Origin of the sequence: Aeromonas sp. 604443, from assembly GCF_049170315.1 — a bacterium.
Taxonomy (GTDB): Bacteria; Pseudomonadota; Gammaproteobacteria; order Enterobacterales; family Aeromonadaceae; genus Aeromonas; species Aeromonas veronii_A.
In genome coordinates this window covers 389,179-402,426 of sequence record NZ_JAAKMI010000003.1, presented here as the reverse complement: position 1 = coordinate 402,426, position 13,248 = coordinate 389,179, and the positions used below count along the sequence as shown (strand labels likewise).

Sequence of the window (13,248 nt, the reverse complement as noted above, 5' to 3'; positions counted from 1 at the left end):
TCATGTCACAGCCTCTTGTAGCGTCTACCCCTCTTCGCTCGCTCACCCCATCAACCTCACTCCAGACTCACCGACAATGGCTGGAGCAGGCGGTGCAACTGGCCAGAGCAAATCACCGGCAGGGCGGTCGCCCCTTCGCCGCCCTGCTGGTGCGCGATGACCAGCTGGTAGCGAGCGCGGTCAACGGCATTCATCTGGATGGCGATCCCACCCGTCACGCCGAGCTGGAGGCGCTGCGCAAGGCAAGCCAGAGCGCGCCGCTCGCGGGCGGCATCGTCTATGCCAGCGGTCACCCCTGCCCCATGTGCCTCGGCGCGCTGGTGATGAACGGTATAGCCGCCGTCTATTACGCCTTTGATAACGCCGATGCGGCCCCGTTCGGCTTTGACAGCACTGCCGCCTATCAAACGCTGGGACTGCCGCTGGCACCGCCACCTCTGCCGCTGGTCAAACTGGCCGTCACCATGACGGCGGCGGATCTCTACGGCCACCAGCCGCAACAAGCAGCGCCTGATCATGAGTAAAGGGACTTTCGAACGCCCGGCAGAAGCGCGCCGCCATCAGTTTGCCCTGCTGGTGCTGGTGATCCTGACTGGCCTGAATCTGCGCCCCTTTCTTACCGCCATCGGCCCGCTGAGCGGCGAGATTGGCCGCGCCCTGTCGCTGGGGATGGACACCCTCGCCTGGCTTACCCTGCTGCCGCTCTGGCTCATCGGGATTGGCGTGCTGCTCACTCCCAGCCTGCGTCGGCGCGCCAGTGCGTGCCAACTGCTGGGGCTGGCCCTGTTGCTGCTCGGCGTTGGCAGCGCTATGCGCTTCGATGCCCAAAGCGGTGCCTTGCTGATCGCCAGCGCGGCGCTGTGTGGATTGGGGTCGGCACTGGTGCAGGGGGTGCTGCCGGCACTGATCAAGCAGGCCTTCGCCCACAAGGTGCCGCTGGTGATGGGGATCTTCTCTGCCTGCATGATGGGGGGCGGGGCATTGGGGGCCAGTCTCACCCCAAGGCTTGCAGTCAGCCTCGACTGGTCGCGGGCACTGGCGCTCTGGAGCCTGCCGGTGCTGCTGGCCCTCGTCTGGCTAGGGTGGAAAGTGCGTCTGCCAAACACCGCAGCGGTCGCCATTCCCCACGGCGAGCAACGGCTGATCACCCTGCCCCGCAGCTGGTTGCTGATCGTCTGCTTTGGCATCATTAACAGCGGCTACGGCATCGTGGTGGCCTGGATGGCCCCCGCCTATGTGGCGCAGGGCTGGAACGCTGCACAGGCTGGCGGGCTGGTCGCCTGGCTGGCACTGGCGCAGACCGCCAGCGGTCTCGGCTTGCCGCTGCTGGCGGCGCGCAGTCTGGATCGACGACCCTGGATGGGCCTTGCCATCGCCATGCAGCTGGCGGGATTCGGCGGCCTCTGGCTGGCGCCAGCCAGTGCCCCCATTCTCTGGTGCATGCTGTGCGGCGCCGGTCTTGGCGGCAGCTTTTCGCTCATCATGGTGATTGCGCTCGATCACCTGCCAGATCCGCGCCGCGCGGGCACCCTGAGCGCCCTGATGCAGGGCTTCGGCTTTATGCTGGCGGCCACCGGCCCCTGGGTGGCGGCACGGCTCTATCACTATGTGGGCGACTTTGCGGCCGCCTGGCAGTGGCAACTGGGAGGATTGCTGCTGATGAGCCTGCTGGTGCTACGCCTCGACCCGCGCCACTACCCTCGCGTCATGCGGTTACCGACCGCCAGCGAACCGACCCTTTCAGCGCCCCTCCCAACCGACTCTGCGGCCCAAAGCAACACACCGGCCTAAGGCCGGTGTGTTGGGGATGACAAGGTCGGCTGACGCCACTCAGAGGGGCAACTCAGCGCCCCTTCTTCTGCCGCCCTGTGTTAGCGGTGCGCGGCTTGCCAGCGGCCGGTTTGCCTCCCTTGGGAGCCCCTTTGCCAGCGCCGCCCTTGTTGGCAGCACCTTTACCCGCGCCCCCCTTGCCCACCGGCAGCTTCTTCTCGAAGGCTTCCGGGCCCGGCACATTGGGACGTCCGCCAATCTCGTGATCATCATCGCGGCGCGGCTTCTTGCCCTGCCCCGGTTTGGCGCTTTGCGCCGCAGGGGCCTTGGCCGCCTTGGGCTTGTCGCCTTTGGCCGGTTTCACCTCGGAAGAGGAGTCCTCAATCAGCTTGAACAGATCGATCAGCTCGTCATCGGTGAGATCGCGCCACTCGCCTACCGGCAGCCCCTTGAGGCTGACGTTCATGATGCGAATGCGCTCCAGCTTGGTCACTTCAAAACCGAAGTACTCGCACATGCGACGGATCTGGCGGTTCAATCCCTGCACCAGGGTGATGCGAAAGACGAACGGCGCCTCTTTCTTCACCTTGCACTTCTTGGTCACAGTACCGAGGATCGGCACCCCGGCCGCCATGCCGCGCACAAACTCGTCGGTCACCGGCTTGTCGACGGTCACCAGATACTCTTTCTCGTGATCGTTGCCTGCCCGCAGGATCTTGTTGACCAGATCGCCGTGGTTGGTAAGGAAGATCAGACCCTGCGAATCCTTGTCGAGCCGCCCGATGGGGAAGACCCGGGTGCTGTGGTTGACGAAATCGACGATGTTGTCCTTCTCGCCCGCCTCTGTGGTACTGACGATGCCCACCGGCTTGTTGAGGGCGATCAGCACCAGACTGTCCGCCTCGCGCGGCTCGATCACCTGACCGTTCACCTTGACCAGATCGCCAACCTGCACCTGATCACCGATCCCGGCCCGCTTGCCGTTGATAAAGACGTGGCCCTGCTCGATAAAGCGGTCGGCCTCGCGGCGCGAGCAGATGCCGCTCTCGCTGATGTATTTGTTCAGGCGCATGGATTCGTTAGCCAGCATGGGTCACCTGCCACAGGTTCTGGGCCGCGCCCGGTTGTGCCATCGCCTGTTCCGGCTGCGCCGGGGAGGCTGTCTGCTGCATCAGCCAATTCACTACGTCAAAGTTCTGCATACCATTCCATCTTCAAAAAAGGCCAATGCCAGCTTATCCATCAAAAAACGCCGCTACAGTAGCATAATTGCCCCCTTTCAGGGGCAGATAGTTGCAGGGTCGCAGCGTCCAAGCGGGCATCTGCGAACAAGTTCACGCCGCCAGATGGCCCGCGATGCAGCCTTTGAACAACCAACCTGATGCCAACGGCGGGATCCGGTGCCCACAGCCTGCGCGGCCGAACGCCATCAACTATACATATCACCTTGTTTCCATTAGGCTTTAAGCCGATTGGCTGCACCCAATGTGCTGCGCCAAACTCGCCCGCCCAGAGGCGGCCCCACCCCTATCGCCAAGGATTGCACCATGCTGGCTCACACTCGTCGCCTTGTTCGCCGTGCTCTGCTAACCCTGTTGCTGCTGTTGCTGACCGCATGGGCGGTGATCGCCTACTTCGCCTGGCAGGCAGCGCCGCTGCAGCTGTGGCACACAGTGGTGCCCCCCGAACTCAGCGCCGATGAGCTCGATCGCAGCGACTGGCAAGCCTATCTGGCCCGCGAGGCAGAGCTGTTCGAGCTGGTGGCCACCGAGGTAGTCGCCAAGACACCGCCGGAGCAGCAACTGGCCAGCAATCGCTACTATCAGGACGCCCCCATCAATCCCGCCCGCTTTCAGCAGAACTGGAACCGTTCCTACCTGCTGCGCCCCGAGGGGGAAGTCAAAGGGGTGGCGGTGCTGCTGCACGGCCTGACCGACTCCCCCTACAGTCTGCGCCATCTGGCCAGACGCTATCAGCAGCAGGGCTTTATCGCGCTGGGGCTGCGGATCCCCGGCCACGGCTCCGTGCCCGCTGGCCTCGTGGATGTGGATTGGGAGACCTGGCTGGCCGCCACCCGACTGGCGGTGCGGGAGGCCAGATTGCTGGCGCCGGGCAAGCGGCCGCTGCATCTGGTGGGCTTTTCCAACGGTGGCGCGCTGGCGGTGAAATATGCGCTCGATGCGCTGGCCGACCCGAGCGGCGCACTGGCAAAACCGGATCGGCTGGTACTGATCTCCCCGATGATCGGGGTGACCCGCTTTGCCCGCTTCGCCGGGCTAAAGGCCGTGCCTGCCCTGCTGCCCGCCTTTGCCAACGCCGCCTGGCTCGACACCATGCCGGAGTTCAACCCGTTCAAATACAACTCGTTCCCGGTCAACGGCGCGCGCCAGTCCTATCGCCTGACCCACGCCATCCAGCAGCAGGTACGCCAGCTGGCCGCCAGTGGCGAGCTGGCGGCGTTTCCCCCCGCCCTCACCTTCCAGTCGGTGATGGACTACACCGTCAGCACCCGCTCTATCATTGCCGATCTCTACCACTACCTGCCGGCCAACGGCAGCGAACTGGTGCTGTTTGATATCAACCGCAGCACTCTGTTTGGCCCGCTGATGAGCTCGGCCTCCGAGCTGGCGCTGCACCGCTTGCTGCCAAACGCCCCCGGGCACTATCGCCTCACCGTGGTGGGCAATGTCGAGCCAACCTCCCCCGCAACCCAGGCCAGAACGCTGGCCACCGGCGATCAGCCTGAGCAGCTCCGCCCGCTGGATGTCGACTATCCCAAAGAGATCTACTCCCTCTCCCATGTGGCGCTCCCCTTCCCGATGGACGACCCCCTCTATGGCATGGCAGCGCGCCCGGAGCAGCGGGAGCAATACGGCATCAACCTCGGCGCTCTGGCCCTGCGTGGCGAGCGCGGGGTGCTGATCGTCAACCCCGGCGCCCTCACCCGCACCTCCTCCAACCCCTTCTACCCCTATCTGCAACAGCGGGTGATGGAGACCCTCACCGCCCCTCCCGTCGTCCGGCCTGCCGCCGTCCCCCCTGCCAGCAGCGGTCAACCTGATGCGGCCTATGAGGCAGAAGTGGAGCAGTTTTTACAGGAGAGCGACGAGAGCAGCGCGCCTTTCTAGGGCGTCTCTGCCACATCGGCCAAGCGGCCGACGTGCTTGGCTCGATAGCGATACGAGAAAGGAGCCGTCAAGTGACGGCCCCTTTCTATTGATGATGGCAATGGGAGTGATGGCTTGGTGGGCTCAGGGATAGATGCTGACCTCAATCAGGTTCTGGTCAGGGTCGAGGAAGTAGATTGATTCTATCGGCCCGCAGGCGCCGCTTTTGGTCACCGGCCCCTCGACAATCTCCACCCCGTGGCAGGCAAGCTGGGCCATCACCTGCTCCAGCGGCCAGCGGGTGATAAGGCAGACATCCCCCGACCCCACCTGCGCCCGATTGCGCGGCTCCTGCCCCAGCAGTTGCAGATTGATCTTCTGGTTGCCAAACCCTACCGCCCGGCGCCCCGCACCGAAGGTGATGGCCTCCATATTGAGCACCGAACTGTAAAACGCCACGGCCCGTTCGATATCACTGACCGTCAATACCAGATGGTCGATATGGCTGATCATGGTTACCTCCTGGTGGTGATCTGGCTGATGTGACCGGCATATGCCCGCAAGCATCCGACTGCTGCCGCCACGGCGGGCAACCCCATCATACCCGGCAAGGGGAAGCCCATGTGTGCCTTGGCGCGCAAAGAGGGCGCAAATGATGATGTAATTTTTAAGGGGTGTTCAGTTGGGCGTTGCAGTGGCTGCTGTTGTCGCGTTCGGCTAACTCTTCACTGGCATTAATGCTTCTGGAGTCATCACAATAAGCGGGATGGCCAGCGCCTGACTCAACCGCTCCGCCAGTTCGTAGGCAGGGCCGATGGTGTCGTAGTCTGCCACACAGGTTGCCAAGGCACAGCCGTTGCTCTCTTCGACTCGCAGGTAAACGCTGTAGCCTTGAACGGTCAGACCGCTGTCACGCACCACCTGTATCTCACCTTCCTGATTGATGGCCTCCAGTTCAACCGCTACCGGTTTCTTGAACATCAGTACTCCTCAGTCACTGCAGATAGTGGCAGTAAAAAAGCCCAGCAGGGGGTAAGCAATAAATTATGCTGCCACATCTTGAATCTGTAAGCCACGTGAAAAAATTAATAATACGGGCTCCATAACCAAACATGCCACCGACAATAACATGCTGATTTAGATGAAAAAAATGATATTATCTCTTTCTTCTATAGACAATGTTCGAGGCTCGTGCGTGATGCAACAATGCGGTATTTATGAACAGCTCATTACTCAACTGCTGACATCTCGACTCGACCGCGAGCGCTTTTACGTAGGGGAACGCCAGCTTGAACCTGCCGAAGCGGCAGTTTGGTTATCCAGATTTCTGAGCCGGGTTTTGGAATATGCGGTGGGCTCGGTAACTGGAGAGGATCAGCTGCAACGGCAGATCGAGCTGGCTAACCAGTTATTGCTTTGGCTAAAGGATCGCACCCAAGACCCAGACTTTATTAGCGAGAACCTCATCGATAGTCAGGGAAAAATTCTGACAGCGCTCTACCAGTTGGATAACCCCATCTCCGCCAATTTAAAGCAATATGCCGAGGATATTTTCCCTCTGACAGGTCTCACTCAGAGCGAACTGTTTTGTGGCAGCAATGCGGGTTTGTCGATGGAGTCGGAGATTAAACGGGAAATTTTATCGGCAGATAGCATCTGCTGGCTGGTCTCATTTATCAAATGGGCAGGAATCCGGATTTTCCGTCATGAGCTGGAAGAGTTCACTCGCAGCGGCCGCCAATTAAAAGTAATTACTACCTCTTATATGGGGGCGACCGATGCCAAGGCAGTTGAATTTTTAGCCAGCCTCCCAAATACCGAAGTCAAACTCAGCTATAACACCCAGCGCGAGCGGTTGCATGCCAAGAGCTATCTCTTTTGCCGAAATACCGGCTTTCATACCGGCTATATAGGTTCCTCCAATCTCTCTCACTCTGCCCTCACCAGCGGCTTGGAGTGGAACCTAAAAATCACCTCGCAAGAGATCCCTCATATTATCGAGAAATCCCTGAGTACCTTTGAAACCTATTGGGAATCCGATGATTTTGAGCTGTTTGATGGCAAGCTCGAAAGCCGTACAAAATTGCAGCATGCACTGCAAGAGGCCCGTGGGGATGGGGACAAAAATAGCCCTGCCTATTTTTTTGATATCACGCCGTTTCCCCATCAACTGGAGATCCTTGAACAATTGGCGATGGAGCGCGCTTTACACCAGCGCTTCCGTAACTTGGTGGTTGCGGCCACCGGTACAGGGAAAACCCTGATCTCCGCTTTTGATTTTGCGCGTTTTCTGAAAACCAAACCCGACGCCAAGTTCCTGTTTGTCGCCCACAAAGAGGAGATCTTGCGCCAAGCATTAGCCTCGTACCGCGGTGTGCTCAAGCAATCCAATTTTGGCGAACTCTTAGTCGGCGGCGCCGTGCCAACCCACTACCGTCAACTATTTGCCTCGGTGCAATCCTTGAATAACCAGCTGGCTAATTTACGTCTTAGCCCAGATTATTTCGATTACATCGTCATTGATGAGGTTCACCATATTGCGGCGGCCAGTTATCGCGGTCTGCTCGCCGCCTTTGAACCTCACATTCTGCTGGGATTGACCGCAACGCCAGAGCGCCATGATGGCGGTGATATTCTTGCCGACTTTTGTGGTGTCATCGCAGCAGAGATCCGCTTGCCCGAGGCCATCAATCGTCGCCATCTCTGTCCGTTCCAATATTTTGGTATCGATGATGATACTGACTTGCGCCAAGTGGCTTGGAAAAATGGCCGTTATGACATCACTGAACTCACCAATATCTATACCCACAATCAGCAGCGGGTACAGAAAATAGTCCAGAGCCTCAATGAGATCGTCACCGATATTACCAAGATCAAAGCGCTGGCATTTTGTGTGAGCCGTGAACATGCCGACTTTATGTGCAAGGCATTTTTATTGAAGGGCATCAAGGCTGACATCCTCACCAGCGATAATCGAGACGAGCGGCATAGTAAACAACAAGATTTGCGCACTGGGGTTATCAATATTCTCTGCGTGGTGGACATCTTCAACGAAGGGGTTGATATCCCGGAAGTCGATACCTTGCTGTTTTTACGACCAACGGAAAGCCTCACTATCTTCTTGCAGCAATTAGGGCGCGGCCTGCGGCTGGCGAGCGATAAAGAGTGCTGCACCGTGTTGGACTTTGTTGGCAATGCCCGTGCTGAGTATGACTTTGCCCAGAAATTCCGGGCACTGGTGGGCAAAACCAACAAGGCGATCAGCCACGAAATCAAACAGGGCTTCCCTCACGCCCCCTTGGGCTGCCGCATCGAACTCTCAAAACAGACCCAAGAGTTAATTCTGAGCAATATCAAAAAGGCGACCCTCAATACCTCGCGCCTCATGGGCCTGATCCGCCGTTTCTCACTGGATTGTGATTTACCGCTGACGCTGGCGAACTTTTTGAAGTTCTACCCTCACATCAGCCTAGAGGAGATCTACAAGCGCGGTAACTGGAGCGCCTTGGTCAAACAGGCTAGCAACCATACCATTTCTGAAATGAGCGATCAGAAGCTGTCGACCCTCTACACCCGGGCCATCAAAACCCGGCTATTGGGCTGCAATGCGCTCCATTACTTGAAATTCTTACAAACCTTGGTGGAAAACGCCTTTACCTTAACGGCCGAACACGATGAACGTATGGCCTTGATGTGCCATTACGACTTCTGGCAACAGAGCGGCCCCACTGCTGGCTTTAGCTCCTTGGCGCACAGCCTGAAACAACTCAATCAACCAGAGTTAAGGGCCGAGCTGGCAGATCTGTTACCCATGCTGATCAACCGGGTGCAGCACGAACAAAGCGCCATGCCAAGCCTTCCCGGTAATCCGCTGCAACTGCATGCTCGCTATGCCAGAGAGCAGGTGCTGGTTGGCTTTGGCGCGACCACCTTCGCGCAGCAACCCACGGCTCGCGAAGGGGTCTATGTCATTGCAGAGCAACATATCGAGTTGCTGTTCGTGACCTTGAACAAAACGGAACAGCACTTCTCCCCCACTACCCGTTATCACGACTACGCCATCAACGAGTCGCTGTTTCATTGGCAGAGCCAAAACAGCGCTCGCCCAGAACGGGGTAAAGGGCTGAGTTACATAAACCACAGAGCAGAAGGTAAGCGCTTGTTTCTGTTCGTCCGCGAGCAGAGCAAAGATGAATTTGGCCGCACCCTTGGCTTTGTGAACTTTGGTGAGGTGGAGTACGTATCCCACACTGGCAGCCAACCGATGAACATTAAATGGCGTCTCACTACTCCGATGCCGCCATTTATGTGGAAAGAGGCCGCCAAACTGGCTGTTGGTTAGTAAGGCTTCTCACCCGGTGGGAAAATGACGCAAAACCCACCGGATTCTCGCCCAAAACCCCGGCTAAATTATCCAGTTGCATAATAACCATGCGGCCTTGCGGTTGTTTAACTGGCCCTAACGTCAGATAATACCGCCCGCCTTCAACCCCCGATAACCCGACTTTCAGTGACGGTAATTGATGACTGAGTACCTGCTTTTATTGATCGGCACCGTGCTGGTTAACAACTTCGTGCTGGTGAAATTCCTCGGCCTCTGCCCCTTTATGGGGGTCTCCGGCAAGCTGGAAACCGCCATCGGCATGGGGCTGGCGACCACCTTCGTGATGACCCTCGCCAGTGCCAGCTCCTATCTGGTGGAGCACTATATCCTGCTGCCGCTGGATATCGCCTATCTGCGCACCCTCGCCTTTATTCTGGTGATCGCCGTGGTGGTGCAGTTTACCGAGATGGTGGTGCGCAAGAGCAGCCCGACCCTCTATCGCCTGCTGGGGATCTTCCTGCCGCTCATCACCACCAACTGTGCGGTGCTCGGGGTGGCGCTGCTCAGCATCAATGAGCGACACGACTTTATCCAGAGCGTGATCTACGGCTTTGGCGCCGCCACCGGCTTCTCGCTGGTGTTGATCCTGTTTGCCGCCATGCGCGAGCGTCTGGTCGCCGCCGATGTGCCCGCGCCGTTTCGCGGGGTGTCGATTGCCATGATCACCGCCGGTCTGATGTCGCTGGCCTTTATGGGCTTTACCGGCCTTATCAAGATATAACCATGATCCATATTCTCTTTGCCATTCTGGTGCTCACCCTGCTGGCGCTGGCGTTCGGGATTATCCTGGGCTTTGCCGCCGTCAAGTTTCATGTGGAAGCAGACCCCATCGTCGATCAGCTCGATGCCCTGCTGCCCCAGACCCAGTGTGGCCAGTGCGGCTATCCCGGCTGCAAACCCTACGCCGAGGCGCTCGCCAACGGCGATCAGATCAACAAGTGCGTGCCCGGTGGCGAGGCCACCATGCGCAAGATTGCCGATCTGATGGGGGTCGAGCCCCAGCCACTGGGTGGCAGTGACGAGGCCGCAGTGCCAGTCAAAAAGGTCGCCTTTATCCACGAAGATCAGTGCATCGGCTGCACCAAGTGCATTCAGGCCTGCCCGGTGGATGCCATCGTCGGCGCCACCAAGGCGATGCATACCGTGATTGCCAACGAGTGCACCGGTTGCGATCTCTGTGTCGATCCCTGCCCGACCGATTGCATCGAGATGATCCCGGTGCCCACCACGGTCGATAACTGGAAGTGGGATCTCAATAACGTGCATGTTCCGGGCAAGATTCCGGTCAAGATAGTGGAATAAACAGCGGAGCAACCATGCATTCCTTACTCGAACGTATCAAAGCCGGCACGCTCTGGGACTTTCACGGTGGCATTCACCCCGCCGACAACAAGCTGCAATCAAGCCAGAGCCCGGTGGTAGACGCCGGTCTGCCGCCACGCCTCATCATTCCGCTGCGCCAGCACGCAGGCCCCGCCGGCGATCTGCTGGTGCAGGTGGGCGACAAGGTCAAAAAAGGGCAGCCGCTGACCCGTTATGCCAAGGGGCGGGTCGTCCCTGTCCATGCCTCCACCTCCGGCACCATCACCGAGATTGGCAACCACACGGTTGCCCACCCCTCCGGACTCGGCGATCTCTGTGTCATCCTCACCCCGGATGGGGAAGATGAATGGGGCGAGCGCAATGGCAAAGCCGATTACTGGAATCTGGAGCGGGGTGAGCTGCTCGAGCGCATCCAGCAGGCGGGGGTGGCGGGCCTTGGCGGCGCCGTGTTCCCCACTCACAGCAAGCTCGATGGCCGCGGCCAGCTCACCGAGATCCTGATCGTCAACGGGCTGGAGTGCGAACCCTATATCACTACCGATGATCGGCTGATGCAGCAGTATGCCGACGAGATCATGGATGGCATCCGGGTGCTCAAGCACCTGCTCAAGCCCAAGCTGACCCTGATCGGGGTGGAAGACAACAAGCCCGAGGCGATCGAGCAGCTGACCCACCATGCCACCGATGAAGATGTGCTGGTCAAGACGGTGCCGACCAAGTACCCCTCGGGCGGTGCCAAGCAGACCATCGAGCTGCTGACCGGCCGTCAGGTACCCAAGGGGGGCCGCGCGGTCGATATCGGCATCATGGTGCTCAACGTCGCCACCGTGTTTGCCATCAAGCGTGCCATTATCGACGGCGAACCGCTGATCGAGCGGATCGTCACCCTCACCGGCGACAGCTTCAAGAAACCCGGCAACGCCTGGGTGCGCCTGGGTACGCCGGTACGCTGGCTGTTGCAGCGTTTCGAGCTGCAACCGGAAGCGGAGCAGCGGGTGATCATGGGTGGCCCCATGATGGGCTTTACCCTGCCCCACGCCATGGTCCCTGTGGTCAAGGCCACCAACTGCCTGCTCGCGCCGACGCAGGCCGAACTGCCCGCCCCCGGCCCGGAGCAGCCCTGCATCCGTTGCAGCGCCTGCGCCGATGCCTGCCCGGCCACTCTGCTACCGCAAGAGCTCTACTGGTACAGCCGGGCCAAGGAGTATGACAAGGCCGAGAAGCTCAACCTGATGGACTGCATCGAGTGCGGTGCCTGCGCCTGGGTCTGCCCGAGCGAGATCCCGCTGGTGCAGTACTACAAGATCGCCAAAGACGACATTCGCGAAGCCCGTGCCGAGGCCGAAAAAGCCGAACGCGCCAAGCAGCGTTTCGAGGCCAAGCAGGCCCGTTTCGAGCGGGAGAAAGCAGCCCGCGAAGCGCGCCACGCCGAAGCCGCCGCCCAGCGCCGTCAGACCATGACGGCCGCAGGCGGGGAAGATCCGGTGGCAGCGGCACTGGCCCGCATCAAGGCCAAGCAGGATGCCCCCATCACTGCCATTGCCGCCACCGCCGAGGGCTTGCCTGACAACAGCGCCGTGATTGCCGCCCGCGAAGCCCGCAAACGGGAAGCGGAGGCGCGCCGCGCCGCCAAGCTGGCAGAGAACGCAAACAGCGAAACAGCCGCTGCGCCGCAACCCGCCGAGGCGATTGACCCCGCCAGCGATCCCAAGAAAGCAGCCATCGCCGCGGCTCTTGCTCGTGCCAAGGCCAAGAAAGCCGCTCAGGCAGGCGAGAGCGCCGAGCCTGTGACTGCCGAAGTCATTGCGGCGCCTATTGCAGACGCAGACCCGAAAAAAGCGGCGATTGCTGCCGCCATTGCCCGTGCCAAAGCCAAAAAGGCCGAGGCAAATGGTGAAGCGGTAAGCGCTGCCAACGGCACGGCAGCCGACGCAGGCACGCAAGGCGATGCACCTGTCGATCCCAAGAAAGCGGCAATTGCTGCCGCTATTGCCCGGGCCAAGGCCAAGAAGCTGGCCCAGCAGGGTGACAGCGCTGAGGGCGCGCTGACTGCAACCGCAGGCACCAGCGAACCCGCTGCAACCCAAAGCGATGCGCCATCTGCGGCCAGCGAAGCGGTTGATCCCAAGAAAGCCGCTATCGCCGCGGCCATTGCCCGCGCCAAGGCCAAAAAGCTGGCCCAGCAGGGCGAGAGTGCTGAGGATGCGCAGAGTGAGCCAGCTGCCAGCGCACAGACCCGCGACGTGGCGGTAGCCAAGAGCGAAGTAACCACCAGCCAAAGCGATACGGCTGCAAGCGAAGCTGTCGATCCCAAGAAAGCCGCTATCGCCGCAGCCATCGCCCGAGCCAAGGCCAAAAAACTGGCCCAGCAGAGCGAGCGTATCAGTGCAGAGGTAGAAAATGCCGGTACTCAATTAGAGAGTGCCGGAACTGAGGGGGAGCGCGCACCGGCCGAGCCGATGCAAAGCGATGCAGCCAGCAGTGAGCAACCACTTGCCGTCACTGCCGTGCCTGAAGCGAACGCCCCGGTTGATCCGAAAAAAGCGGCCATTGCAGCCGCGGTGGCCCGCGCCAAGGCGAAGAAGCTGGCGGCCGAGGCGGCCAGAGCCGCCGAGACCGCCGCTGAAGATGCTCCGTCAGCCGACCGAACAACCACAAGGTAAT

Annotated in this window: 11 protein-coding genes; 7 read left to right on the top strand and 4 right to left on the bottom strand. The window is 60.0% G+C overall.

The features are described 5' to 3' along the window. Window positions 1–2: 2 nt before the first annotated feature. Window positions 3–524, top strand: a complete 522-nt coding sequence (locus G5380_RS07320) for a nucleoside deaminase (protein WP_374996644.1) — start codon at window positions 3–5, stop codon at window positions 522–524. Then, window positions 517–1,791 (top strand): cyanate transporter, encoded by a 1,275-nt coding sequence (locus G5380_RS07315; RefSeq protein WP_421352583.1) that lies wholly within the window; start codon window positions 517–519, stop codon window positions 1,789–1,791. The genes G5380_RS07320 and G5380_RS07315 overlap by 8 nt, the downstream gene beginning before the upstream one ends. 52 nt (window positions 1,792–1,843) lie before the next feature. Here the strand turns inward: G5380_RS07315 and rluF are convergent, their stop codons facing one another. Both rluF and G5380_RS07305 read right to left on the bottom strand, forming a co-directional pair. Next, complete coding sequence (gene rluF, locus G5380_RS07310; protein WP_064341542.1) at window positions 1,844–2,860, bottom strand: 23S rRNA pseudouridine(2604) synthase RluF; 1,017 nt, start codon at window positions 2,858–2,860, stop codon at window positions 1,844–1,846. Then, window positions 2,850–2,972, bottom strand: coding sequence for a hypothetical protein (locus tag G5380_RS07305; RefSeq protein ID WP_005337590.1), 123 nt, complete (start codon window positions 2,970–2,972; stop codon window positions 2,850–2,852). Before G5380_RS07305 ends, rluF begins: the two co-directional genes overlap by 11 nt. 345 nt (window positions 2,973–3,317) lie before the next feature. Between G5380_RS07305 and G5380_RS07300 the strand changes: the two genes are divergently transcribed. Continuing rightward, window positions 3,318–4,898, top strand: coding sequence for an alpha/beta hydrolase (locus tag G5380_RS07300; protein ID WP_421352582.1), 1,581 nt, complete (start codon window positions 3,318–3,320; stop codon window positions 4,896–4,898). Between the two features lie 123 nt (window positions 4,899–5,021). Here the strand turns inward: G5380_RS07300 and G5380_RS07295 are convergent, their stop codons facing one another. Together G5380_RS07295 and G5380_RS07290 are read right to left on the bottom strand one after the other, a co-directional pair. Then, entirely contained in the window at window positions 5,022–5,390 is a 369-nt protein-coding gene (locus G5380_RS07295; protein WP_005337594.1) for a VOC family protein, read from the bottom strand. Between the two features lie 204 nt (window positions 5,391–5,594). Then, window positions 5,595–5,858, bottom strand: a complete 264-nt coding sequence (locus G5380_RS07290) for a hypothetical protein (protein ID WP_042056561.1) — start codon at window positions 5,856–5,858, stop codon at window positions 5,595–5,597. Between the two features lie 217 nt (window positions 5,859–6,075). Here G5380_RS07290 and G5380_RS07285 point away from each other — a divergent pair, with 217 nt between their 5' ends. From G5380_RS07285 to rsxC, 4 genes are all read left to right on the top strand, one after another. After that, window positions 6,076–9,219, top strand: a complete 3,144-nt coding sequence (locus tag G5380_RS07285; protein WP_421352596.1) for a DUF3427 domain-containing protein — start codon at window positions 6,076–6,078, stop codon at window positions 9,217–9,219. 181 nt (window positions 9,220–9,400) lie between these two features. Beyond that, the gene (gene rsxA / locus G5380_RS07280; protein WP_005337600.1) at window positions 9,401–9,982 is read left to right on the top strand and encodes an electron transport complex subunit RsxA; all 582 of its coding nucleotides are present in this window, start codon (window positions 9,401–9,403) and stop codon (window positions 9,980–9,982) included. 2 nt (window positions 9,983–9,984) lie between these two features. Continuing rightward, on the top strand, window positions 9,985–10,563 hold the full coding sequence (rsxB, locus tag G5380_RS07275; RefSeq protein WP_005350799.1) for an electron transport complex subunit RsxB: 579 nt from the start codon (window positions 9,985–9,987) through the stop codon (window positions 10,561–10,563). A gap of 14 nt (window positions 10,564–10,577) precedes the next feature. Continuing rightward, window positions 10,578–13,247, top strand: a complete 2,670-nt coding sequence (gene rsxC, locus G5380_RS07270) for an electron transport complex subunit RsxC (protein ID WP_421352581.1) — start codon at window positions 10,578–10,580, stop codon at window positions 13,245–13,247. The last annotated feature ends 1 nt before the right edge of the window (window position 13,248 follow it).